This window comes from Peptoniphilus obesi ph1, assembly GCF_000311865.1.
Classification (GTDB): Bacteria; Bacillota; Clostridia; order Tissierellales; family Peptoniphilaceae; genus Peptoniphilus_E; species Peptoniphilus_E obesi.
The window spans coordinates 97,427-120,666 of the sequence record NZ_HE978582.1 but is presented as its reverse complement, the minus strand read 5'-3'; the positions used below and the strand labels follow the sequence as shown (position 1 = coordinate 120,666).

24 protein-coding genes are annotated in these 23,240 nt (G+C 30.8%); 21 read left to right on the top strand and 3 right to left on the bottom strand.

What is annotated here, in order from left to right:
- The first annotated feature begins 4 nt into the window (after nucleotides 1-4).
- The 14 genes from HGPB_RS06445 (at nucleotide 5) to HGPB_RS06380 (ending at nucleotide 13,841) form a co-directional block, all read left to right on the top strand.
- Entirely contained in the window at nucleotides 5-961 is a 957-nt protein-coding gene (locus tag HGPB_RS06445; protein ID WP_019132875.1) for a ribose-phosphate diphosphokinase, read from the top strand.
- 4 nt (nucleotides 962-965) lie between these two features.
- Nucleotides 966-1,529 (top strand): aminoacyl-tRNA hydrolase, encoded by a 564-nt coding sequence (gene pth, locus HGPB_RS06440; protein ID WP_019132874.1) that lies wholly within the window; start codon nucleotides 966-968, stop codon nucleotides 1,527-1,529.
- Between the two features lie 46 nt (nucleotides 1,530-1,575).
- The gene (gene mfd, locus HGPB_RS06435; RefSeq protein ID WP_019132873.1) at nucleotides 1,576-5,046 is read left to right on the top strand and encodes a transcription-repair coupling factor; all 3,471 of its coding nucleotides are present in this window, start codon (nucleotides 1,576-1,578) and stop codon (nucleotides 5,044-5,046) included.
- 46 nt (nucleotides 5,047-5,092) lie between these two features.
- The gene (locus HGPB_RS06430; RefSeq protein WP_019132872.1) at nucleotides 5,093-6,220 is read left to right on the top strand and encodes a peptidylprolyl isomerase; all 1,128 of its coding nucleotides are present in this window, start codon (nucleotides 5,093-5,095) and stop codon (nucleotides 6,218-6,220) included.
- A gap of 127 nt (nucleotides 6,221-6,347) precedes the next feature.
- Nucleotides 6,348-7,208, top strand: a complete 861-nt coding sequence (locus HGPB_RS06425) for an SAM-dependent methyltransferase (RefSeq protein ID WP_019132871.1) — start codon at nucleotides 6,348-6,350, stop codon at nucleotides 7,206-7,208.
- A 235-nt stretch (nucleotides 7,209-7,443) separates the two neighbouring features.
- The gene (locus tag HGPB_RS06420; RefSeq protein WP_019132870.1) at nucleotides 7,444-7,725 is read left to right on the top strand and encodes an HU family DNA-binding protein; all 282 of its coding nucleotides are present in this window, start codon (nucleotides 7,444-7,446) and stop codon (nucleotides 7,723-7,725) included.
- A 57-nt stretch (nucleotides 7,726-7,782) separates the two neighbouring features.
- The gene (locus HGPB_RS06415; RefSeq protein WP_019132869.1) at nucleotides 7,783-8,025 is read left to right on the top strand and encodes an RNA-binding S4 domain-containing protein; all 243 of its coding nucleotides are present in this window, start codon (nucleotides 7,783-7,785) and stop codon (nucleotides 8,023-8,025) included.
- 84 nt (nucleotides 8,026-8,109) lie between these two features.
- Nucleotides 8,110-8,418 (top strand): FtsB family cell division protein, encoded by a 309-nt coding sequence (locus HGPB_RS06410; protein WP_019132868.1) that lies wholly within the window; start codon nucleotides 8,110-8,112, stop codon nucleotides 8,416-8,418.
- A 24-nt stretch (nucleotides 8,419-8,442) separates the two neighbouring features.
- The gene (locus HGPB_RS06405; protein WP_019132867.1) at nucleotides 8,443-8,742 is read left to right on the top strand and encodes a S1 RNA-binding domain-containing protein; all 300 of its coding nucleotides are present in this window, start codon (nucleotides 8,443-8,445) and stop codon (nucleotides 8,740-8,742) included.
- Nucleotides 8,743-8,881: 139 nt separating this feature from the next.
- Entirely contained in the window at nucleotides 8,882-10,219 is a 1,338-nt protein-coding gene (gene tilS, locus HGPB_RS06400; RefSeq protein WP_019132866.1) for a tRNA lysidine(34) synthetase TilS, read from the top strand.
- A complete protein-coding gene (gene hpt / locus HGPB_RS06395; protein ID WP_019132865.1) occupies nucleotides 10,212-10,754 on the top strand; it encodes a hypoxanthine phosphoribosyltransferase in 543 nt (180 codons plus the stop codon). Before tilS ends, hpt begins: the two co-directional genes overlap by 8 nt.
- Before the next feature lie 42 nt (nucleotides 10,755-10,796).
- Entirely contained in the window at nucleotides 10,797-12,716 is a 1,920-nt protein-coding gene (gene ftsH / locus HGPB_RS06390) for an ATP-dependent zinc metalloprotease FtsH (protein WP_019132864.1), read from the top strand.
- 161 nt (nucleotides 12,717-12,877) lie between these two features.
- Nucleotides 12,878-13,411: a hypothetical protein gene (locus HGPB_RS06385; RefSeq protein WP_019132863.1), complete on the top strand. Its 534-nt coding sequence runs from the start codon at nucleotides 12,878-12,880 to the stop codon at nucleotides 13,409-13,411.
- A gap of 46 nt (nucleotides 13,412-13,457) precedes the next feature.
- On the top strand, nucleotides 13,458-13,841 hold the full coding sequence (locus tag HGPB_RS06380) for a DUF1284 domain-containing protein (RefSeq protein ID WP_019132862.1): 384 nt from the start codon (nucleotides 13,458-13,460) through the stop codon (nucleotides 13,839-13,841).
- Between the two features lie 300 nt (nucleotides 13,842-14,141).
- Here HGPB_RS06380 and HGPB_RS06370 read toward each other — a convergent pair whose 3' ends face one another.
- Nucleotides 14,142-16,535 (bottom strand): transglycosylase domain-containing protein, encoded by a 2,394-nt coding sequence (locus HGPB_RS06370; protein WP_019132860.1) that lies wholly within the window; start codon nucleotides 16,533-16,535, stop codon nucleotides 14,142-14,144.
- Between the two features lie 147 nt (nucleotides 16,536-16,682).
- On the opposite strand from HGPB_RS06370, the gene HGPB_RS06365 reads away from it, so the two are divergent.
- Complete coding sequence (locus HGPB_RS06365) at nucleotides 16,683-17,231, top strand: hemerythrin domain-containing protein (protein WP_019132859.1); 549 nt, start codon at nucleotides 16,683-16,685, stop codon at nucleotides 17,229-17,231.
- A 27-nt stretch (nucleotides 17,232-17,258) separates the two neighbouring features.
- Here HGPB_RS06365 and HGPB_RS06360 read toward each other — a convergent pair whose 3' ends face one another.
- Nucleotides 17,259-17,675, bottom strand: coding sequence for a biotin transporter BioY (locus HGPB_RS06360; protein ID WP_245543865.1), 417 nt, complete (start codon nucleotides 17,673-17,675; stop codon nucleotides 17,259-17,261).
- Between the two features lie 214 nt (nucleotides 17,676-17,889).
- Nucleotides 17,890-18,315 carry a biotin transporter BioY gene (locus HGPB_RS06355; RefSeq protein WP_019132856.1) on the bottom strand — a complete coding sequence of 142 codons (426 nt, stop codon included), beginning with the start codon at nucleotides 18,313-18,315 and terminating at the stop codon, nucleotides 17,890-17,892.
- On the opposite strand from HGPB_RS06355, the gene HGPB_RS09010 reads away from it, so the two are divergent.
- From HGPB_RS09010 to HGPB_RS06330, 6 genes are all read left to right on the top strand, one after another.
- Entirely contained in the window at nucleotides 18,314-18,481 is a 168-nt protein-coding gene (locus tag HGPB_RS09010; RefSeq protein ID WP_019132855.1) for a hypothetical protein, read from the top strand. The genes HGPB_RS06355 and HGPB_RS09010 overlap by 2 nt on opposite strands.
- A 166-nt stretch (nucleotides 18,482-18,647) precedes the next feature.
- Nucleotides 18,648-19,439, top strand: a complete 792-nt coding sequence (locus HGPB_RS06350; protein WP_019132854.1) for a type III pantothenate kinase — start codon at nucleotides 18,648-18,650, stop codon at nucleotides 19,437-19,439.
- Nucleotides 19,432-20,388, top strand: a complete 957-nt coding sequence (locus HGPB_RS06345; protein ID WP_036738573.1) for a tRNA dihydrouridine synthase — start codon at nucleotides 19,432-19,434, stop codon at nucleotides 20,386-20,388. The genes HGPB_RS06350 and HGPB_RS06345 overlap by 8 nt, the downstream gene beginning before the upstream one ends.
- A gap of 87 nt (nucleotides 20,389-20,475) precedes the next feature.
- Nucleotides 20,476-20,952, top strand: coding sequence for a transcription elongation factor GreA (gene greA / locus HGPB_RS06340; protein ID WP_019132852.1), 477 nt, complete (start codon nucleotides 20,476-20,478; stop codon nucleotides 20,950-20,952).
- 9 nt (nucleotides 20,953-20,961) lie between these two features.
- A complete protein-coding gene (gene lysS, locus HGPB_RS06335; protein ID WP_019132851.1) occupies nucleotides 20,962-22,884 on the top strand; it encodes a lysine--tRNA ligase in 1,923 nt (640 codons plus the stop codon).
- A 63-nt stretch (nucleotides 22,885-22,947) separates the two neighbouring features.
- Nucleotides 22,948-23,229 carry a CD1845 family protein gene (locus HGPB_RS06330; RefSeq protein WP_019132850.1) on the top strand — a complete coding sequence of 94 codons (282 nt, stop codon included), beginning with the start codon at nucleotides 22,948-22,950 and terminating at the stop codon, nucleotides 23,227-23,229.
- Nucleotides 23,230-23,240: the final 11 nt, after the last annotated feature.

The following is a 23,240-nucleotide window of genomic DNA, read 5'->3' as shown; positions in this document are numbered from 1 at the left end:
TATAATGGCCAATTGCGACGTTAGAGAGATTAAGATTTTAACAGGTAATTCTAATCACAAGTTAGTAGATAAGATTTGTGAAATTTTAGGAGTTGAACAAGCTAAGTGTAAAGTTTCGACATTTTCTGATGGAGAGATTGCCATAGATATTGCTGAAACAGTAAGAGGTGATGATGTTTATGTAATTCAATCTACATCAAATCCTGTAAACAATAATCTAATGGAAACCTTGATCCTTCTTGATGCTTTAAAAAGAGCATCAGCTTATAGAATAAATGTAGTTATGCCTTACTATGGATATGCTAGACAAGATAGAAAAACTAAGGCAAGAGAACCTATAACATCAAAGCTAGTAGCAGATTTATTGACAGCTGCTGGAGCACAAAGAATAGTTGCAATGGATTTACACGCTGGTCAAATTCAAGGATATTTTGATATACCAGTTGACCATTTAACTGCAGTCCCAGCCCTAGCTAATTATTTCAAAGATTTTGTCAATCCTGAAGAATATATAGTAGTTTCTCCAGACCTTGGAGGAGTAACAAGGGCGAGAAATTTTGCTAATGAATTAAATTTACCAATAGCAATTATAGAAAAAAGAAGACCAAAGCCAAATGTTTCAGAAGTAATGAATATAATTGGCGATATTGAAGGCAAAAATGCAATCTTAGTTGATGACATAATTGATACAGCAGGAACTATTTGCAATGCTGCAGTTGCTCTTAAAAAGAATGGAGCAAAAAATGTTTATGGCTGCGCAACTCATGGAGTTTTATCAGGACCAGCAGTAGAAAGACTAGAAAATTCAGTTATGGAAAAATTTATTATAACTGACACAATAGACTTTAAAGATGCAGATAAGTGCAAAAAAATAGATGTAGTTTCAGTTGCTCCAATTTTAGCTGACGCAATAAAGAGAGTAAACACTAACACTTCAGTATCAGCTATGTTTACAAGGTGATAATTTGTATATAGTAGCAGGACTTGGAAATCCGGGAGACGGATATAAGAGAACTCGTCACAATGTTGGCTTTCTTGCAATAGATAGTTTGGCAGATAAGCTCGGGGTCCAAGTAAATAGATTAAAATTTAAAGCCTTAATTGGCGAAACAAATATAAAAGGTGAAAAAGTTATACTAGTAAAACCACAAACTTATATGAATAATAGTGGAGAATCCATAAGGGACATAGTAAACTTTTATAAAATTGATCTAGCAAATTTGATAGTCATAGTTGATGATATAGATATTGATTTTGCAAGTCTTAGGATAAAAAAGAAGGGATCAGCTGGAACCCACAATGGACTAAAATCGATAATATATCAATTAATAGATGATGAATTTCCAAGAGTAAAAATTGGAGTTGGCAAGAAAAGACAAGGACAAGACTTGGCAGATTTTGTACTTAGCAAATTTTCTAAAGATGAAAAACCAGAAATTGAAGATGCAATAGATAGAGCTTCAGATTCAGTTATAGAAATAATAGAAAATGGAGTAGAATCTGCAATGAATAAATTTAATGGAAAATGATGAATCGGGAGAGTTTACTTTCCCGATTTATTAATGAGGTGATGATTTGAATTTTTTAATAGACCCAATAATAAATACTAAAAACTTTGCAGCTATAGAAAGTTCAATAAATAATAAAAAAACACCACTAGCCGTATTTGGAACAGTTGAAGGTCAAATAAGTCAACTCTTGTACAGTCTTATTTATAAAAAACACAGGCCTATAGTTTTTGTAGCAAAAGATAGCCTAAGAGCTAGGAAGGTCTATGAAGACTTAAATTCTTTGGACCTAGAAAATGTTGATCTCTTACCTAAAAAAGATATCTTTTTATATGATAGATATTTAAAAACTGGAAACAATATAAAAGTAAGGTTAGAAAGTCTTGAAAATATAGCGACAAATTCCACAGATGTTTTAGTTACTAGCCTAGACTGTCTTATGGAAAAATTAAGCCATGTAGACTTATATAAATCCTATTTAAGTGAATTTAAAATTGGCGATGAAGTTGATATCAAAAATTTAAGTCAAAAACTTATTGACATGGGATATGAAAAGGTTGAACAAGTTGAATCTTTTGGACAATTTGCCATAAGAGGGTCAATAATAGATATTTATACTGGCAAGGGAGCTATAAGGATTGAATTATTTGATGTAGAAATTGATTCAATTAGGTATTTTGATGTAGTAAATCAAAGATCAATTGAAAATATAGAAAGCTTTATAATATCTCCAGCTAGCGATTTTTTAATAAAAGATGAATATAAAAAAGATATATATAAAGCCCTAGAAAAAGATATGAAGTCTGCAAAAATTAAGGATAAGACTAGGCTAGAAAGCAAATTTTCAAAATACTTAGACTATTTAAGAGAAGATATGGCAATAAATAATATCGATCTTTTAATTCCTTATCTAGGAGAAGATAGGCTTTCAAGCTTTTTGGATTATTTCGAAGAAAAACCCCTCATAGTTTTTGAAGAATCTAATATTTCTATAGATAAATATTTAAATGAGGACCAGTTATTTAAGAACAATCTAGCAGAGATGATAGAATCGGGAGAGGCTTTAAAGTCTCACGAAAATATAAACTATGACTTTAATGATTCTATAGAAAAAATAAAAACTTATAACTTAATTTTACTAAGCAGTCTATCTACTAAACCCCATTATTTTAACCCAAGAGAAATAGTAAATATAAGAGCACGCTCAGCAATTTCTTACAAGGGCAGGATAGATTTATTTGTAGAAAATTTAAAAACCTATTTTGATAAAAACTACAAGATAGTGATAATGGCTGGTGATGAAAAAAGAAGCAAACTTCTCAAGGAACTTTTATTTGACAAGGGAATAAATGCAGTTTACAGCCAGGACTTTAATAGAGAAATTAAAGAGCAAGACATAATTATAACCAAGGGCACCATAAACGAAGGTTTTGATTTAGTCGAAGAAAAATTTTTATTATTAAATTATAGGGAAATTTACGGGACCAACAAGAAGAAAAAAAGATCCAACAAGAAAAAACCACTTAGTTTTGAAAATTTAAATGTCGGCGACTATGTAGTCCACGAGGCTCATGGAGTCGGAAAATATATTGGCACTCAAAAACTAAAGGTAAAAGATGCGACAAAAGACTATGCGGTAGTTGAATATAGGGGACAAGATAAATTATTTCTTCCAATTGAAAACCTAGACTCAATTTATAAATATTCTTCCCAAGAAGCCAAAGCTCCAAAAATAAATAAATTAAATTCAGTCGATTGGAATAGAAAAAAAGCCAAGGCTAAAAAATCTCTTGAAAACATAGCTGAAGACTTGGTAAAACTCTATGCAAGTAGGATGCAAAAAGAAGGCTTTAGATTTAGTGAAGATAGCGTATGGCAAAGAGAATTTGAAGACTCTTTTGAATACGAAGAAACTCCAGGCCAGCTAAGAGCCATAGAAGAAATTAAAGAAGACATGGAATCAAATAGGCCAATGGATAGGATTTTATGTGCAGATGTTGGATATGGAAAAACAGAAGTTGCACTAAGGGCAGCTTTTAAGGCAATAATGGATGGAAAACAAGTTGCTTTTTTAGTTCCTACAACAATACTTGCCCAGCAACACTATCAAACCATGGTAGATAGGTTTAAAGATTTTCCAATAAGAGTTGCACTTTTATCAAGATTTAGGACAAAAAAAGAACAAACCATAGACCTAGAGGATTTAAAAAAAGGTTCAGTAGATATAATAGTTGGAACTCATAGGATTTTATCAAAAGATGTAAAATTTAAAGATCTTGGGCTTTTAATCATAGACGAAGAACAAAGATTTGGAGTAAGAGATAAGGAAAAATTAAAAATGATTAAGGAAAATGTAGACACCTTAACCTTAACAGCAACTCCGATTCCAAGGACTTTACAAATGTCTATGATAGGGATAAGAGATGTATCTGTTATAGAAGAGCCACCAGAAGAAAGATTTCCAGTTCAAAGTTATGTAGCAGAATACAACGACATGATGATAAGAGATGCTGTGATTTCAGAACTTGAAAGAGATGGACAAATCTATTTTGTTTACAACCAAGTCGCAAACATGGACAAAAAATTAATAGAATTACAAAATTTAATTCCGGAAGCTAGGATAAAAGTTGCTCATGGACAAATGCCTACTAATTTATTAGAAGATACCATGTATGAATTTATGAACCATGAATTTGATCTTCTACTTTGCTCAACAATAATTGAAACTGGCATGGACATAAAAAATGTAAACACCATGATAATTTCAGATGCCAATAGACTTGGTTTGTCTCAGCTTTACCAATTAAGAGGCAGGATAGGTAGGTCGAATAAAATTGCCTATGCATACTTTGTATATCCTGCAAATTATTCTTTAACAGAAATTGCCCAAAAAAGATTAAAATCAATAAAAGAATTTACAGAGTTTGGATCGGGCTATAAAATTGCCCTAAAAGATTTAGAAATTAGGGGATCAGGAAGTATTTTAGGAGCAAAACAAAGCGGTCATATTAATAGCATAGGTTATGATCTTTATATTAAATATTTAAAAGAAGCAGTTTCAAAACTAAAAAATCAAGACATCGAAGAAGAAATCGATACAAGCATCGATTTAAAAGTCGACTCTTATATACCAGAAGATTATATAAAAGATGATAATTTAAGAATTGATTCTTACAAAAAAATAGCCAGCATAGAAAATGAAGAAGATAAGATGGATCTTATAGATGAATTAATAGATAGGTTTTCAGATATTCCCTATGAACTTATGAATCTTATAGAGATAGCTCTTTTAAGAAATAAGGCAAAGAAACTTGGAGTAATTTCAATAATACAAAAAAATAATGAATTTGAAATTAAATTAAATGATCTAGAATTAGAAACAATAAATAGGATTGCTGCAAAATATAAAAAATTTGAAATTAGTGCAGATAAAGAGCCAAGTTTTAAAGTATTTAATCTAAAAGACCCAATCAATGATATAGGAGAAATTTTAGAAATTTTAAAAGTTACACAAAAATCACACAAGAAAACTAAATAAATAGTGTATAATGATTAAGATGATGAAATATGAAAGGATGATAAATTTGAATAGTAAAATTAAAGCTTTTATGAAAAATATTGCTTTAACTTTTATGGTAGCAATCTTAATGTTTACAACTGCTTGTAACAAGGGACCAGAAGGTGTTGTTGCAAAGGTTAATGATGCAGAAATAAGTCAAGAAGAATTTGATAGAGATTATGCTGCTCAAGCAAATAATGCAATACTTATGTCAAACAATGCAGACATTTTAGAAGAAACAACTGATCAAAATCCACAAGTAACTATGGGACAAGAAATCAGAAGACAAGTTCTTGAAAATTTAATTCAAATGGAACTTGTAAAACAAGATGCTCAAAAGAAAAATATAAAAGTAGATGAAAATAAGGTTACTGAACAAATAAATGCTGTAAAAGAACAAATCGGTGGAGAAGAAGTTTTTAATGAACAATTAAAAACAGTTGGTATGACTCCAGAATTTTATGAAAATTATGTAAGAAATACAGTATTAATGAATGATTATTATGAAGCTTTATTAAAAGAATTTGAAGCAGACGATAAGCAACTTGAAAAGTATTACAATGACCACAAAGATGAATACTTTACAGCAACAGCTTCTCATATTTTAGTAGCTGATGTTGATGAAGCTAATAAAATAAAGAAAGAACTTGACAAGGGAGCAGACTTTGCTGAAATGGCAAAGGAAAAATCACTTGATCCATCAGGAGCACAAGGTGGAGATCTTGGAACTTTCAACAATGGAGAAATGGTTCAACCATTTAATGATGCTCTAAAAGTTATGAAAAAGGGAGAAATCTCTGATCCAGTAAAAACAGATTATGGCTATCATATAATCAAACTTACAGACAAAAAAGCAAGAACTTTTAAAGACCTTAAAGATGAATTAAAACAAACATATGCACAAGAAAAAGTAAAAGAATATGTTGATAAGCTTCAAAAAGATGCAAAAATCAAGAGATATCTTGATCCTAAGGATGACTACAAGTTACCAGAAAAATACCAAGTAGCCCTTCCTAAGACTGCAGAAAACGAAAAAAATGATAAGGCTTCAAAAGAAGCAAATAAAAATGCAAAAACAAATGCTAAGGTAGAAAACAAGGCTGAAGAAAAAGCAAATAATACTAAAGCAGAAAATAAAGCTGATAATAAATAATTATCTAAAGATACAGGGAATATTTTTATTCCCTGTTTTTTTATTGATAAAAATATTAAAAATAAATTAAATGCTTTTAGACTTTACAATTATTTTAAATAAACATAAAATACAAGAGAGGTGAAATATGATATACATTATTGGTTTAGGTTCGACAGATGAAAAAGGTCTTAGCCTTGAAGCTTATGAGCAAATAAAATCAAGCAAGAGAAATTTTTTAAGAACCGATAAACACCAATCTATAAAATTATTTAAAGACCAAGAAATTCCATATAAGAGTTTTGACTATCTTTATGAAGAAAAAGATAGTTTTGAAGAAGTTTATGATGAAATTGTAGACATCTTACTAAAAGAAAATCAAAAAGCAGATTTGAATTATTGTGTTCCAGGAGATCCTTTTATAGCTGAAAAAACAGTTGTAAAATTACTTGAAAAAACAAGTGACTATAAAATTATTTCTGGCATGTCTTTTATTGAAGCAATATTAAGAGCTGTAAAAATTGATCCGACAAAAAACTTTCAGCTTATGGATGGGGATGATTTTGATCCACACAAAATTAATACTAGTGCGGATATAATAATCACCCAAGTTTATAATAAAAGAATTAGCATAGATTTAAAACTTGCCCTTAGTGAAATATATACAGATGACTACATGATATATTTAGTAACTGATGCAGGACTTGCTAGCGAAGATATTTATCATATTCCAATCTATGAGCTAGATAGGATAGAAAATATAAACCATCAAAGTGCAATTTTTATACCAAAAGATGAGGATAATATAAGTCTTGGAAAAATTATAAAAAAACTTGAAGAAAATACAGATTTAAAAGAAGATTTTTATATGGAAGAAAACGAACTTGATGCTATGTTAAATGAAACATCAAAATATTTAAAATCCATAGTTAAATTAAATTTAGAGGGGTATTATTCATATAAAGAAATTCTTGAACTTATATATGAAAATATATCTAAAAATCAATGATTTAGCTATTTTACTATGGAAAATCAAGATTTCTTAATGTATAATTGTTTATAGCCTTTGAATTTATTGGATGAGCGTTTAGATCAAAGACGCAACAAAACAATAATCAGCACGGATAGATAGTAATTGATTTAATAAAAACTTTTATTTATTAAAAGTTAGGAAAATATATTATATTTCAATAAATGTATAGGCTTATAGTATAAAATTATGAACTTATTATTAGGAGGATTTTATGAACAAATCAGAATTAGTTGCAAGTATTGCAGAAAAAAGTGAATTATCAAAAAAAGATGCAGAAAAGGCTCTTAACGGATTTTTAGACTCAGTTCAAGAAGCTCTTGCAAGTGGAGAAAAAGTTCAATTAGTTGGATTTGGAACTTTTGAAGTTAGAGAAAGAAAAGCAAGAGAAGGAAGAAACCCAAGAAATCCAGAAGAAGTTATCAAGATTCCTGCATCACTTGCTCCTGTGTTTAGATCAGGAAAAGCTCTTAAAGAAGCAGTTAATAAAAAATAAAAATTTTAGGGAAGCTTAGCTTCCCAATTTTTTTATTTTAAATAGAAAGTGGTAAATATGAGAATAGATAAGTTTTTAAAAATATCAAGAATAATAATAAGAAGAACAGTTGCCAAAAAAGCTTGCGATGCTGGCAGGGTAAAAATTAATGATAAAGTTGCTAAAGCAGGCGATGAGGTAAACATTGGAGATCTTATTGAAATAAGTTTTGGAGACGATACAAGAAAATATAAAGTTCTTGAAATTAGAGAACAAGTTGGCAAAAAAGAAGCACAAGATTTATATGAAATAGTTGATTAATTTTAAGCTTTTATTTATCTTAGAAGCCTTTAATTCTTGAAATTCTAGGACTTTAATGTAATAATTAACTTGGAGGTCATTATTATGAAAAAGGCTAGTAGATTTCCTTTGATGCTTTTTTTAGTTATACTAATTTCTGTTTCTTATGGAGCTTTTGTTATTAGTTCAAATCTTTCACAAAGAAACGAAAAATTGGCAGAAATATCAGATAAAAAGCAAAAAGTCGAACAACTTAATAAGGATATAAAAGGGCTGGAAAAAGAAATTAAAAATTCAGGCTCTATTAAGTATGTAGAAAAAGTGGCAAGAGAAGAATTGGGCATGGTTAAACCTAAAGAAGTGGTATATGTCGATAAAGAAAAAGCCAAGGAAAAGAATAATAATGATTTTTAAAATTATTACAGGAGGATTTTATTAATGGAATTATCTGTTGGTCAGATAGTTGACGGAGAAGTATCTAATATAATGAAGTTTGGAGCATTTGTTGATCTGGCTGATAATAAAAGTGGCCTAGTGCACATTTCAGAAATATCAGATGATTATGTAGAAAAAGTATCAGACTTTTTAGAAAAGGGACAGAAGGTAAAGGTAAAGGTTTTATCAATTGACGATTCGGGCAAAATTGCTCTTTCATTAAAGGATGCTAAAGAAAAGAAAAAAGTTGAAGAAACTGATTTTCCAAAGGAAAAAAAAGCAAGAAAAAGACCTCTCATTTGAAGATAAAATTGCAAAGTTTTTAAAAGATTCTAATGAAAAGCTTGAAAAAGCTAGATCTAGACAAAACTCAAAAATGTCAAATAGATCAAGAAGATAAATAATAGGTCATCAATGATGACCTTGTTTTTTTATTAAGAATATGAAGGAAAAATTTTTAAATAATATAAAAAAATTTAATATGATAAAAGATGGCGACCGGGTCATCGCTGCAGTCTCTGGTGGAGCAGATTCGATTTTCTTGCTTCACAATCTGATTGAGCTAAAAGAATATATAAATTTTGACTTAATAGTTGCTCATGTAAACCATGGTATAAGAGAAACGGCTTTAAGAGATCAGGAATTTGTAAGAGATTTATCTAAAAATTACAAGTTAGATTTTGAACTAGAAAAAATTAGGATGGATCTTTATGCAAAAGAAAACTCCATGACAGAAGAAGAGGCTGGAAGATTTTTAAGATATAAATTTTTTAACAAGATAGCCGGGAAAAATGGTAAAATATTTCTTGCCCACAATGCGAATGACCAGGTTGAGACACTTTTGCAAAGAGTGATCAGAGGAACTGGAATAGAAGGGCTTGCTGCCATGGACTATGTAGCAAATAATTTGTATAGACCCATGCTAGATATAAAAAGATCTGAAATCATTGATTATCTAGCGACCAATAATTATTCTTTTGTTGAAGATGAAACCAATCAGATGGACATCTATGGCAGAAACAAGATAAGACTAAATGTTATTCCCTATCTTAAAGAAAACTTCAACCCACAGGTTGATGATGCCATACTTAGACTAGTAGACTTATCAAGAGAAAATATGAATTTTATCAAAGAACTTGTAGATAAATATCTTGATAAAAATTATAAAAATGGTATTTTAAATATTAAAGAACTAAGAGCTCAAAATCCTTATTTTATAAGTGAAATTTTAAGAGAATATTTAAGAAGAGAGCTTAGGACAATTGAAGGAATAAGCAGGCTAAACTATGAAATCATAGTCCAAGCTATAATCAAGGAAACTTCCTTTAAAAGCAATATAGTAAATAATAATTTTCTAGAAATTTCCTATGACAGTTTGTATATAAAAGATGAGGATAAAAAGATTTTTGAAGAAGAAATCTTTTTAAAAGAAGGCAAAAACGAGACTAGCTTTGGAAATTTTGAGCTTGAATTTAACTCAGAATATAAAAGTGGTAAAAATATAATTTCTATAGACCAGGATAAAATCGTAGGGAAATTAAGACTAAGATACAGAAAAGCTGGAGATAAATTTGTTCCCTTTGGTATGCAGGGCTATAAGAAATTAAAAGACTTTTTTATAGATGAAAAAATTGAAAAATATAAAAGAGATAAGATAGCTATCCTGACTGATGATGAGAATATTATTTGGATAGTGCCTTATAGGATGGATAATAGGTATAGGCTTAGCAAGGATAGTAAAAATATTTTAAATATTAAATACGGAGGTTATGATGACTAATAAGCTAGCAGATGATATTAAAGAAATCTTGTATGATGAAAAAGACATTGCTAATAAGGTTCAAGAATTAGCTGATAAGATTAATGCAGACTATAAAGATGGCCTAGTTGCCATAGGCATATTAAAGGGATCAATACCTTTTATGGCAGACCTTATTAGAAAAATAGATGTGCCTTTAGTTATGGATTTTATGGATGTTACTAGCTATGAAGGAACTACTAGTTCTGGAGAAGTTAGAATTTTAAAAGACCTATCAACTAGAATTGAAGGAAAAGATGTTTTAATTATTGAAGACATAATAGATACGGGCATAACCTTATCTTATTTAACAGAAGTTTTAAAAAGTAGGGGAGTTAAGAGTCTTAAACTTTGCACTCTTTTAACTAAACCATCAAGAAGATCTGAAAAGATAAAAGTAGATTACGTAGGCTATGAAATAGAAGATAATTTTGTTGTAGGCTATGGAATGGACTATAACGAAAACTATAGAAACCTACCATATATAGGTATTTTAGACGAAAAAGTCTATAAATGATATATATCAAATATGTTATAATTTGATGAGGAGAGTGATAGTTTGAAAAAGAGAATAAGTGGTGTGTCACTCTATCTTATGCTTATAGTGCTTGTGCTAGTGGGACTGAAGTTCTTTTCTCCACCAGTAGAAACTATTCCAGAGGTAGATATTACACAATTTATAAATTCAGTAAAAGCAAATGATGTAAAAGAAATTGTCTATGATTCTAGAGAAGTAACTTATCAAACAAAAGATGACAAAAGTTATCACACAGTTATTCCTCAAGAGGCAAGAGTTTATATATATGATAATTATATTTCAAAAGCAATAGAAGAAAATAATATAAAAGTTACTAGTTTAAAGGATAAGGAAACTCCTTTTTATATTGAGTGGATTCCAACAGTCTTTATGCTTGTTATATTTATAGGATTTTGGTATTACATTATGAACCAGTCTCAAGGTGGAGGCTCTAAGATGAACTCCTTTGGAAAATCAAAGGCAAGAGTCCTAAAGCCAGATGATAAAAATCATGTAACCTTTGATGATGTTGCAGGTTTAAAGGAAGAAAAAGAAGAACTAAAAGAAATTGTAGACTTTTTAAAAAATCCTAAAAAATTTATAGATATGGGAGCAAGAATTCCTAAGGGAGTTTTATTAGTAGGACCTCCAGGAACTGGTAAAACATATCTATCAAAAGCAGTTGCAGGCGAAGCCAAGGTTCCATTTTTTATAATGAGTGGATCTGATTTTGTTGAAATGTTTGTCGGAGTTGGAGCATCTAGGGTAAGAGATTTATTTGAATCTGCCAAGAAAAATTCACCTTGCATAATCTTTATAGATGAAATTGATGCAGTAGGTAGAAAACGTGGTGCAGGACTTGGCGGCGGCCATGATGAAAGAGAACAAACTCTTAATCAACTACTTGTTGAAATGGATGGATTTTCAAACAACGAAGGCGTAATAGTTATGGCTGCAACAAACAGACAAGATATACTTGATCCAGCTCTTTTAAGACCAGGTAGATTTGATAGAACTGTTTTTGTTGGCAAACCTGATGTTGCAGAAAGAGAAGCAATTTTAAAAATTCACTCTAAAAATAAAAAGACTTCTGATGATATAGTATTAAAAAATATAGCCAAAAAGACACCAGGCTTTACACCAGCAGACCTTGAAAACCTAATGAATGAAGCAGCTCTTTTAGCCGCAAGAAGAAATAGTCCTCTTATAGAAATGGAGGATGTTGAAGAAGCATCTATAAAAGTTCAAGCAGGACCAGCAAAAAGATCAAGAGTTGTAACAGAAAAAGAAAGAAAACTTACTGCAATCCACGAAGCAGGACACGCAGTAGTTTCAAGATCACTTCCTGGAACAGATCCTGTTGATTTAATAACAATAATTCCAAGAGGAATGGCAGGAGGCTTTACAGCCTATATACCAGAAGATGAAGTAAACTTTATGACTAAAAGCCAGCTTGAAAATGAGCTCGTTTCCTTGCTTGGAGGAAGAGTTGCAGAAGCTTTAGTCCTAGAAGATATTTCAACTGGAGCTCACAATGATATACAAAGGGCAACAGCCATGGCAAGAGAAATGGTTAAAGAATATGGCATGAGCGATAATATTGGACCAATCAACTATGGCGATGGAGATGAGGTCTTTATAGGAAAAGATCTTGGAAGAAGCAAGTCTTATTCAGAAAAAACAGCAGCTCAAATAGATGAAGAAGTCTCTAGGATGCTAAATGATTCCTACGATAAGGCTAAAAAAATTCTTACAGAAAACATGGTTAAACTAATAAAAGTATCAGATGTTTTATTGGAAAAAGAAACCATAAAACGTGACGAATTTGAAAGAATATTTTCTGGTCAAGAAGAAATTTCTAAAGACCACCAAGATGGATCATCTTATATAAAAGATGAAGACCTTTCCAAGGAAGCAAGAGATATAATAGATAAAGATGGACAAAGTGATTTGACTAAATAAGATATAAACCCCGAGAGGGGTTTTTTCTTTGCCTAAAATTATAGAAATAAAATAAATAATAATATATAATTTTATTAAGATAAATTTTATTTTAGCTATGAGAAATAGAGAAATAAAATTTTAATTTATGATTTGTTAGGAAGAGCAGAAGGAGGGAAACTATGTTACTTAGACAAAGCATGATAGTTTTTGGAATGTTCATACCGATTATATTACTTGCAGTTAAGATAGGACTTATTGTTTATATCTATAAAGATGCAGAGAGAACTAATAGAGATCCTTGGCTTTGGGTTTTACTTGCCTTATTTACTTCATCTGTAATAACTTTGATAATTTATATGATTGTAGTTGATGAAAGTAAGGATTATAAGAAAATTAAATGCAGTTTTTGTGGAGAGGAACAAAGCCTAGATTATGACACTTGTATTTCCTGCGGCAAAAGTTTAGTTAAAGATGAAAGATACATAGTTAACAATAAAAAGCCAAACACAATAGTAAAAGTATTGCTTGGACTAGGTATAGTAGGATTTATATTAACAATATTTTTATTTATAGACATGATTTTTGGTGCAGTATCATACAATAGTTATCCAGAACATGTGGAAACAGACAATTTTATATATGAAATGAATAGCAATGAGCGAGTTGAGCAAGAAGCAACTGATGGAAGTAATGGCTATATTTTAGAAGAATAATTGTATCTTATGATCATTTTATAGAGATTTGACAGGAGGTAATGAAATGAAAATAAGAGCCCACCACGGACTTTGCACAAGAAATTTTGTAGGTGAAGGTTATAGTGATGACTTTTCAAGAAATATGAAAAAAGTTATAGACTATTTGGAAGAAGAAAATCCTCAAGTAGAAATTGTAGCTGAATTAGACGAAATATGTAAAAAATGCCCAGAGAATTTAGGAAAAATTTGCCAGTCTCAAGAAAAGGTCATGAACTACGATAAAAAAGTCCTTGAGCTAACTGGGATAAAAGAAAATACCAGGATGAAATGGAAAGAATTTTACCAAGCTTGCAGCGATAAAATTTTTGACCAAAGCCTAAGACCAAAAGTTTGTGGAGCCTGTCAATGGAACGAACTTTGCCTTGAAGTTGAAAGTAATAGACAATAATATTTATTTAAACGATACGAGATTTTTGTATCGTTTATTTTTTTATATACCTTTAAAAGTAATTTATATATTTAGATTTTATTTATTAGCTATTAATAAAAAATTTAAAATTATTCAACTTAAGGGTGGTAAGGTAAGAGTTAGGATGAAAGCCACTATTAATAAAATCTTCTATAAAATGTGTCCTAATATAAAATTTATAATTTAATATTCTTTTGTAAAAGAAAAGTGTAGACTAAATGCTGATAAAAAAAGATCTTATGGAAATCCATAAGATCTTTTTTTAATTAATCAAAGATTTTAATCATTGTTATTTGATTTTCTCGATTTTTTCTTGCTCTTCTTGTTATTATCCTTGTTCTTTTTCTTGTTGTCATTGTTATTATTATCGTCGTCTTTTTTCTCTACTTTTTTCTTTTTAACAAAAGCCCACTTGTTTTGGTAGTGAGGAGTAGTTCCTTCTACAAAGTATTCATAATGACCGCCAACATACTTTCTGTATAAACCAGTTTCTGGTTTTTCGAAGTCTTTATTTTCTAGGTCCTTATGAATTGGCTTCATAAGTTGTCTCCAAAGTGATGCAGCTGCAGAGGAACCAAAAGGTAAAGGTTCATGAAGGTCATTACCTATAAAGACTGAGCATACATAATAAGGAGTATATCCAATGAACCATACTTCTTTTTTATCATTTGTTGTACCAGTTTTACCAGCTATAGACATGCCAGAAAAGTTTGCATTTCTACCGGTTGAGCTTGTTACAACTTCTTCAAGAATATCTGTCAAGATAAAAGCGTTTTGTGGAGATAGAACTTTTTTGCCTTCATCCTTTTTCTCATAAATTACATCCCCAGAAGAGTTTGTTATCTTATCTATAAAAGTTGGTTTTTCATAAACTCCACCATTAGCAAGGGCTGTATAGGCTCCTGCCATTTCAAGAGGTGATATACCATGAGTCATTCCTCCAAGTGCTAAGGCTGATGGGTTTTGGTCGTTGTGTTTAGGATTGTCTTTTGGCCATACAAGAGTTGAAACGCCAAGGTTTTCAAGATTTTCCATGATAAGCTTCATAGCTTTTTCTTCATCTACTGCCTTAGAATAAGAGAAGTTTTTATTAGAAGCTGCATTAAAGTCAACTCCGATATCTCTAGAAACTAAATATGATCCAACATTTGAAGATCTGACTAGTAATTTTCTAATTGTGGACCAACCTGCGTATGATCCAACGTTTTTTGGTCTCCAGCTTGGGAATAGATTACTTGGAAGAGGTGCATCTAAATAGATATCTCCAGCAGTCGATCCATTATTAAAGGCTGTCATGTATACTGAAATTGGTTTTATACTTGATCCTGGTGATCTTGGAGAAGTTGCTCTATTAAAGTTTGAACTTCCAGCAATTCCTCTACCACCTATTAGAGCCTTAACTTGTCCAGTATGTGGATCTAGTAAAACAGAACCAACTTGAGGTTGTTTAACTCCATTTTCATCAAGTCTTGTTCTTGGGAAAATATTGTCGTTATTAATTATATCATCCATTTGTCTTTGAAGTTCAAGATTCATTGATGAATAGATTTTGAAGCCACCAGTGTATAATTTATTGTGAGCTTCTTCGTCGGAGTAGCCAATAGATTTTAATATTTCTATTGCCTCATTTTTAACTTCATCAACAAAGTATGAAGAAAGGCCTTTTTCTTCTCTTTGTCCAATATTTATAACAATATCTTCATTTATAGCTTCTTGGTATTGGTCTTCATTTATATATCCTTGTTTTTTCATAAGCTCTAGAATTAATTCTTGTCTTTGCTTAGATACAGGATTAAAGACGGCTTTCATAGGAATCAAAACATTGTTTTGAATCTGCTTGTAATCAAAATTATCTATTCTTCCTAATTCTAAAAGTTGTTTTGCATAGTCAAGAGTTTCATCATTATTTACAGTTCCTGATGTGAGAGGGATAAGTAAAAGTTGTAAACTCTCAAGATCATCCTCAGGAGTTATAAATTCTTGATTGTAAGGTGTGTATTTTTCAGGTCTATTAGTAACACCTGCTATAAGAGCAGACTCTGCAAGACTTAGCTGGCTAACATCTTTGTTAAAGAAAGTTTGTGCAGCTGCTTCAACACCAACAGTTCCCTTTGAAAAACCTGCTGAATTTAAATATGCTTCAAGTATTTGATCTTTTGAAAGGTTTGCTTCTAATTCAAAAGCATAATAAACATCAGTTAGTTTTCTCTCTATACTTTTATTTGAAGATGTATATAAGTTTTTTGCAAGCTGCATACTTATTGTTGAACCACCTTGAACTATTCTTCCTGCCTTAATGTTTTCAACCAAAGCTCCAACAAGTCGTCTAAAGTCGACGGCATCATGTTTATAAAATCTCTCATCTTCAACAGCAATTACTGCATATTTTAAAGAATCAGGTATTTTATCTAGGCTAACATATTGTGAAAATTCATTTAGTACAAGAGTTTGTACAAGCTCACCCTTGTCATCATAAACGCGTGAGGTTTCATTTATAAGACTTCTATAGTTTTCCGCATCGATTACAGGAGCTTTTTTTAGAACTGATAAAATAGATGTTCCTGCAAAAGTTCCAACAAATATTATAAGTGCAAGTAGCATTGTAATTATTATTTTTAGGATGCTGGAAAACCTTATAGATTTCCTATTCCTCCTATTTTTAGTAGAACCCATTGAACTACCTCCTTGATAGTTAATATTATAACAGATTAACTAATCTTTTAAAATTAATAATAAATTACAAAATATGATAAATTAAAGCTTCAAAAGCAAAAAAATATAGTAATATAATATATAGTTAGTAAATAATTAGGAGGAAGTATGGACTATATAAAGTATTTGGAAGAAGAGCATGCAATAATTAATAGAGTATTAAATAGGGTTGAGGAAAAGTGTGTAAGTATTGTGGAAGATAATAAAGTTGACATTAAGTTTTTTTCTACATTCGTAAACTTCACCAGAGAATTTACAGATCAAGTTCATCATGCTAAAGAAGAGGGTATCTTGTTTAAAGATATGGTTGAAATAATAAAAGGACCTGCTATAAATGTAATAAATCATGGAATGCTTGTTGAACACCAACTTGCAAGACACTACATAGCAAGCCTTGATGAAAATATAGCTCAATATATTGAATATAAGACTCCACTTGCTAAGGCTCAAATACTTGCTAATGCTTTAAGCTATGTGAATTTAATGAGGTCTCATTCAAAAAAAGAAAATGATTTAGTATATCCATTTTCAGAAAGAATGTTTGAAGACGATACGAAAGAAATGATTCAAGAAAAATTTGATGACTATATAAATAGTAAAGCTAACGAAAGAAAGCAAAAAAGAAAAGATCAATTATTAAAAATATTAGAAAATTAAAAGAGGCCATTGGGCCTCTTATTTATTTTATATAAGTTTTTTAATTCTAGGTGCGATAAGCACAGACGTAACCATCTTTAAAATGTTTCCAGGAATAAATGGAATAAGTCCAGCTTGTAAAACTGCATATAAAGAACCAAGATCAGTTCCAAGATATTTAAGCATGTAGTACATATAAGTTAAGCCAACAATATATAAAACTACAACTGCTGAAAAAACAACTAAAAAACTTTGCACATAATTATTTATGTCAATTTTTTTAGAAAGAAAAGAAATCATAGGGGCAGCTATCATAAAACCTATAATAAATCCAAAGCTTGGACTAAAAAATGTTGAAGGACCGCCAGAAAATCCTGCAAAAATTGGAAGACCAATTATTCCAAGTAGAAAATATACAAAGCAAGTTAAAAATGCTTCAAAAGGAGTAAGCAATAAACCTGCCATAAAGACAAAAAATGTTTGCAAACTTATTGGTACAGGTCCAATTGGCAAAGATAAAAATGCACCGACAGCTATAAGAGCTGCAAATAGAGCGATTTTAGTTATAGATCTAGTATCAAGTTTTGTTTTTGTATTAGTATTAATAATAATTCCTCCTAAAGATATAAATATTTTGTCAAATGAGCTAAATAAAAAGGAGCTTTAAGCTCCCCTTTTATTAAATTTGTGTAATAGCTTTTTTTATCCTAGGTGCAATCAAAACAGCTATAAGCATTTTTGCAATATCACCAGGAATAAATGGAATAAGTCCAGCTTGTAAAACTGCAGTCACAGTACCAAGGTCTGTTCCAAGATATTTAAGCATGTAGTACATATAAACTAAGCCAAGAGCATACAATACAACTTCAGCAATAAGTAAAATTGAAAAACTTTTTACATAATTATTTAAATCAATCTTTCTAGATAAAACTGAAATTATTGGAGCAATTAGCATAAAGCCAAGTACAAAACCAAAGCTTGGTGCAAAAAATGAAGATGGGCCTCCTGAACCACCAGCAAAGATTGGAAGTCCGACTACACCAAGTAAAAAGTATACAAAACAAGTTAAAAATGCTTCGGTAGGAGTAAGTAGTAAACCTGCCATGAAAACAAAAAATGTTTGTAAACTTATTGGTACAGGACCAATAGGTAGTGATAAGAAAGCACCAATTGCAATAAGCGCTGCAAGTAATGCAATCTTAGTTAGCGATCTAGTATCAAGTTTTGTTTTTGAATCAGTATTAATAGTGATCCCTCCTTATAAATCATAAACATTATAAAATAACAAATGACTTATGTCAACAATAGAAGTGTAAAGGTTGACAATAATAAAAATTTACTATAATTATATTTTATATATCTAGTCTTTGTCTTGAAAATTCTATAGACTAGATATATACTAAAAAAAATTATAAAAATTTATAAAAGAGGTTATATATGTTATTAGTTATAGATGTAGGAAATACAACAATTGTTTTTGGAGTTTATCAAGATGATGAACTTGTTAGCGACTTTAGAATAGCTACAGTAAAGACAAGAACTTCTGATGAATATGGGATGTTATTTTACAACACTTTAAAACATTCCAACATAGATGTAAATGAAATTGATGATGTAATAATATCATCAGTTGTTCCAAACTTGATGCACACTCTACCAAGCATGGTAATAAAATATTTTAATAAAAGACCGATAATAGTAAATAGAGACTTAAGACTTGATTTGAATATAGAATATACAAATCCAGATGAAGTTGGAGCGGACAGATTAGTAAATGCTGTTGCTGCAATCAAAGATTACGGCGGACCATGTATTATTATCGATATAGGAACTGCAATGACTTTTTGTGTAATCGATGAAAATAATAGTTACTTGGGCGGTTTAATTTTACCAGGAATTGGAATATCAGCAGATGCACTTTTTACTATGACATCAAAACTTCCAAAAATTGAAATTGTAAAAGTCGATAGCGTAATACAAAAAACAACAATAAGTTCTATGCAAGCAGGTTTGTACCAAGGATTTACTTGCACTATAGATGGAATTATTACAAAAATTGCAAATGAACTTGGTAAAAAACCAGAAGATATAAATATTATTTCAACTGGTGGCTTCTCTTCTTTACTAACGGCTGATTCAAAATACAACATAATAATAGATAGGTTTTTAACTCTAAGAGGATTAAAAATAATCTATGATATGAACAGAAGGGATACTTTTGTTGAATAAGTTCTATGGAGCAGTATTATCTCCGCTTGCAGGCTATACAGATATGACCTTTAGAGAAATTTGTGCAGAACACAATGCTCTAATGACAGTAACAGAGATGGTTAGTGCCAAGGCCATATATTTTAAGGACAAAAAAACTGAAATCCTTTTAGAAAAATCTCCAAAAGAAAATAATGCAGTTGTTCAACTATTTGGAGATGATCCAGATATAATTGGCCAGGTAATAAGAGAAAAAATTAATAAACTTGACTTTGATGGAGTAGATATAAACATGGGATGTCCTGCTCCAAAAATCGTAAAAAATAATTGTGGATCGGCTCTTTTGGACCAACCAGACCTTGCCTATGAAATAATGAAAGAAGCAGTAAGATCATCTAATAAACCAGTTTCTGTAAAGATAAGGAAATCAATCAGAGGGGTTGAATCTCTTGAGATTGCAAAACTTGCTGAAAAAGCAAAAGTTTCTTACATCACAGTTCACGGAAGAAGTAGGGAAGAGTTTTATGAAGGCTTGGCAGATTGGGATTATATAAAAAAGGTTGTAGAAGCAGTAAAAATTCCAGTAATTGGAAACGGAGACATAAATTCCTACGAAGATAGTAAAAAAAAGATAGAATATTCTGGCGTGGCAGCAGTCAGTATAGGAAGAGCTGCAATAGGAAATCCATTTATCTTTGATGAAATATATAAAAAACAAAAAGGTTTAGACTATCAAAAACCAAGCGATAAGCAAAAAATTGAACTGGCAATTGACCACTTGAGAAGAAATGTCCAAGATAAGGGAAATAAACAAGGAATTTTAGAGATGAGAAAGCAATTTGTTGGCTATTTTAAATCTATGAGAAATTCCAAAGAACTTAGAAATAAAATCAATAGGAGTTTAGACCTAGAAGAAATTATAAAGATGATTAATGAGTATGCTCTAGAGCTTGATCTTCTTGACAACTAGGCATATTTAAAATATAATAGCTTCGACTATAAACCAAACATTAGGCGTTTTAGCGCCTAATTTTTATATTATGAGGAGAGATTAGTTTTGGTAGAAAAAGATATATTCTTCACCACTGAAGGATTAGAAAAAATTGAATCTGAAATTGAATACTTAAAAACTGTAAGAAGAAAAGAAGTAGCTGAAAGAATAAAAGTAGCTCTAGGATATGGAGACCTTTCAGAAAACTCTGAATATGATGAAGCAAAAAATGAACAAGCTCAAGTAGAAGAAAGAATTGCAAAACTTGAAGCTATGGCAAGAAATGCAAAAATAATAGATGAAAAGCAATTAAATAAAGAAGAAGTTAATGTAGGATCTATAGTTAAGATCAAAGACCTAAGTGATGGCGAAGTTGAAGAATATTCAATAGTAGGTTCTGCAGAAGCAGACCCACTAGAAGGCAAAATCTCAAACGAAAGCCCAGTAGGTTCTAAATTAATAGGATTAAAAGTTGGGGACCAAGTTGAAATTGAAATCCCTGATGGATTTGTAAAATACGAAGTATTAGAAATTTCTTTTTAGGAGGTAAAAATGCAAGGTTCTGACGAAAAAAAGCTTAATGAGATGTTGATTTTAAAGAGAAGAAGACTTGAAGAATTAAGAGAAACTGGCAAGGACCCCTTTAAAGTCACAAAATATGAAGTTAGCAATTTTTCAACTGATATAAAAGATAAGTTTGAAGAATTTGAAAACAAAAATGTCTCAATTGCAGGACGTATAATGAGCAAGAGAAGACATGGAAAGATCGCCTTTTTAGATATACAAGATAGCAAGGGAACAATCCAAGTATTTGCTAGAAAAGATGTATTAAACGAAGGTTATGAAGATGTAAAAGGTTATGATATAGGAGATATCATAGGTGTAGAAGGCGAAGTATTTAAGACAGAAGCAGGAGAAATCACAGTAAGAGCAACAGCTACACAACTTTTATCAAAATCTCTTCAAATATTACCAGAAAAATTCCACGGACTAAAAGATCCAGACTTAAGATATAGACAAAGATATGTAGATTTAATAGTAAATCCTGAAATAAAAGAAGTTTTCTTAAAGAGAACTAAAATACTAAAAACAATAAGAAAATATCTTGATGATAAGGGATTCTTAGAAGTAGATACACCAATTCTTTCAACAGTAGCAGGTGGAGCAAATGCAAGACCATTCTACACCCACCACAACACACTAGACTTAGACATGCAACTAAGAATAGCCAACGAACTATTCTTAAAAAGACTAATAGTTGGTGGATTTGACAAGGTATACGAAATGGGCAAAATGTTTAGAAATGAAGGAATGGACACAAGACACAACCCTGAATTTACAAACATTGAACTTTACCAAGCCTACGCAGACTATGAAGAAATGATGAGAATAACAGAAAGTATATTCGAGGCTTGTGCTATTGAACTATATGGTACAACAGTTATCAACTACCAAGGAACAGAAATAGATCTTAAAGCACCTTGGAGAAGAATAACAATGATAGATGCTATAAAAGAATATGCTGGAGTTGACTTTAATGAAATTGAAGAAGATGAAGAAGCAAGAAATATAGCAAAAGCTAAGGGACTTGAAGTTCAAGAAGACTGGACTAGAGGAAAAATCATATCTGAAATGTTTGAAGAATTCTGCGAAGCTCAGTTAATTCAACCAACATTTGTTACAAAACATCCAGTAGAAGTTTCACCACTAGCAAAAAGATCACCAGAAGATGAAAGACTAACAGACAGATTTGAAGCTTTCATAAATACTTGGGAGTTTGCAAATGCCTTTTCTGAACTTAATGACCCAATCGACCAAAAACAAAGATTTGAAGAACAAGTTAAAGAACATGAAAAAGGCGACGAAGAAGCGCATCCAATGGATTATGACTTCGTAAATGCACTAGAAGTTGGACTTCCACCAACAGGTGGACTTGGAATAGGAGTAGACAGAATGGTGATGCTACTAACTGACCAAGCAAGCATAAGAGATGTAATCTTATTCCCAACAATGAAGCCAATAGGCTTAGAAAAGGCAGAAAATGGGGATTCGTCAAAAGAAACTTACGAAACTTACGACAAACTTACGACAGAAAAAATCGACTTTTCAAAAGTAAAAGTAGAGCCATTATTTGAAGATATGGTTGATTTTGATACATTCTCAAAATCTGATTTTAGAGTTGTAAAAGTCAAAAACTGCGAAGAAGTTCCTAAGTCAAAAAAATTATTGAAATTTACATTAGATGATGGTTCTGAAAAAGAAAGAGTTATTTTATCTGGTATTAAGGAATATTACAGCGCAGAGAGCTTGATTGGAAAGACATTGCTTGCGATTTGTAATCTTCCTCCACGTAAGATGATGGGAATCGACTCAGAAGGTATGATTATATCTGCAATTTGTGAGTACGACGGAGAAGAAAAACTTAACTTAATAATGTTGGATGATAATATTCCAGCAGGATCAAAATTATATTAAAGGACACGCTAATTATGAAACTGGGGTTTGTTATGAATCCCAGTTTAATTTTTAGGAGTATGTATGAGATGGATAATTAGAATAATTTTATTACCGATAAGATTAGTGTTGGGTTTGCTCATAGCTTTTTTAACCTTCATATTAAGTTTGAGTACTGCGTTGTTAAGCGTAGTTTCTACTTTGATTTTTATAATTGGATTAGCTAGCATTTTTCAAGGAGACAAGCAAATTGTAATGGAAGCACTAATATTAGCATTTTTATTTAGTCCATTTGGATTACCTAAATTAGGTATATATGTTATTGGATTATTAGAATTATTAAACTATACAATAAAATCAATTTAAAGAAAAATAAA

Excerpts from the sequence above, each read along its gene's own strand:
- HGPB_RS06445 (WP_019132875.1), top strand. The coding sequence starts at position 5 with ATGGCCAATTGCGACGTTAGAGAGATTAAGATTTTAACAGGTAATTCT.
- HGPB_RS06425 (WP_019132871.1), top strand. The coding sequence starts at position 6,348 with ATGATATACATTATTGGTTTAGGTTCGACAGATGAAAAAGGTCTTAGC.
- HGPB_RS06420 (WP_019132870.1), top strand. The coding sequence starts at position 7,444 with ATGAACAAATCAGAATTAGTTGCAAGTATTGCAGAAAAAAGTGAATTA.
- HGPB_RS06415 (WP_019132869.1), top strand. The coding sequence starts at position 7,783 with ATGAGAATAGATAAGTTTTTAAAAATATCAAGAATAATAATAAGAAGA.
- HGPB_RS06410 (WP_019132868.1), top strand. The coding sequence starts at position 8,110 with ATGAAAAAGGCTAGTAGATTTCCTTTGATGCTTTTTTTAGTTATACTA.
- HGPB_RS06405 (WP_019132867.1), top strand. The coding sequence starts at position 8,443 with ATGGAATTATCTGTTGGTCAGATAGTTGACGGAGAAGTATCTAATATA.
- tilS (WP_019132866.1), top strand. The coding sequence starts at position 8,882 with ATGAAGGAAAAATTTTTAAATAATATAAAAAAATTTAATATGATAAAA.
- hpt (WP_019132865.1), top strand. The coding sequence starts at position 10,212 with ATGACTAATAAGCTAGCAGATGATATTAAAGAAATCTTGTATGATGAA.
- HGPB_RS06385 (WP_019132863.1), top strand. The coding sequence starts at position 12,878 with ATGTTACTTAGACAAAGCATGATAGTTTTTGGAATGTTCATACCGATT.
- HGPB_RS06380 (WP_019132862.1), top strand. The coding sequence starts at position 13,458 with ATGAAAATAAGAGCCCACCACGGACTTTGCACAAGAAATTTTGTAGGT.
- HGPB_RS06370 (WP_019132860.1), bottom strand. The coding sequence starts at position 16,535 with ATGGGTTCTACTAAAAATAGGAGGAATAGGAAATCTATAAGGTTTTCC.
- HGPB_RS06365 (WP_019132859.1), top strand. The coding sequence starts at position 16,683 with ATGGACTATATAAAGTATTTGGAAGAAGAGCATGCAATAATTAATAGA.
- HGPB_RS06360 (WP_245543865.1), bottom strand. The coding sequence starts at position 17,675 with ATGGCAGGTTTATTGCTTACTCCTTTTGAAGCATTTTTAACTTGCTTT.
- HGPB_RS09010 (WP_019132855.1), top strand. The coding sequence starts at position 18,314 with ATGAAAACAAAAAATGTTTGTAAACTTATTGGTACAGGACCAATAGGT.
- HGPB_RS06355 (WP_019132856.1), bottom strand. The coding sequence starts at position 18,315 with ATGGCAGGTTTACTACTTACTCCTACCGAAGCATTTTTAACTTGTTTT.
- HGPB_RS06350 (WP_019132854.1), top strand. The coding sequence starts at position 18,648 with ATGTTATTAGTTATAGATGTAGGAAATACAACAATTGTTTTTGGAGTT.
- lysS (WP_019132851.1), top strand. The coding sequence starts at position 20,962 with ATGCAAGGTTCTGACGAAAAAAAGCTTAATGAGATGTTGATTTTAAAG.
- HGPB_RS06330 (WP_019132850.1), top strand. The coding sequence starts at position 22,948 with ATGAGATGGATAATTAGAATAATTTTATTACCGATAAGATTAGTGTTG.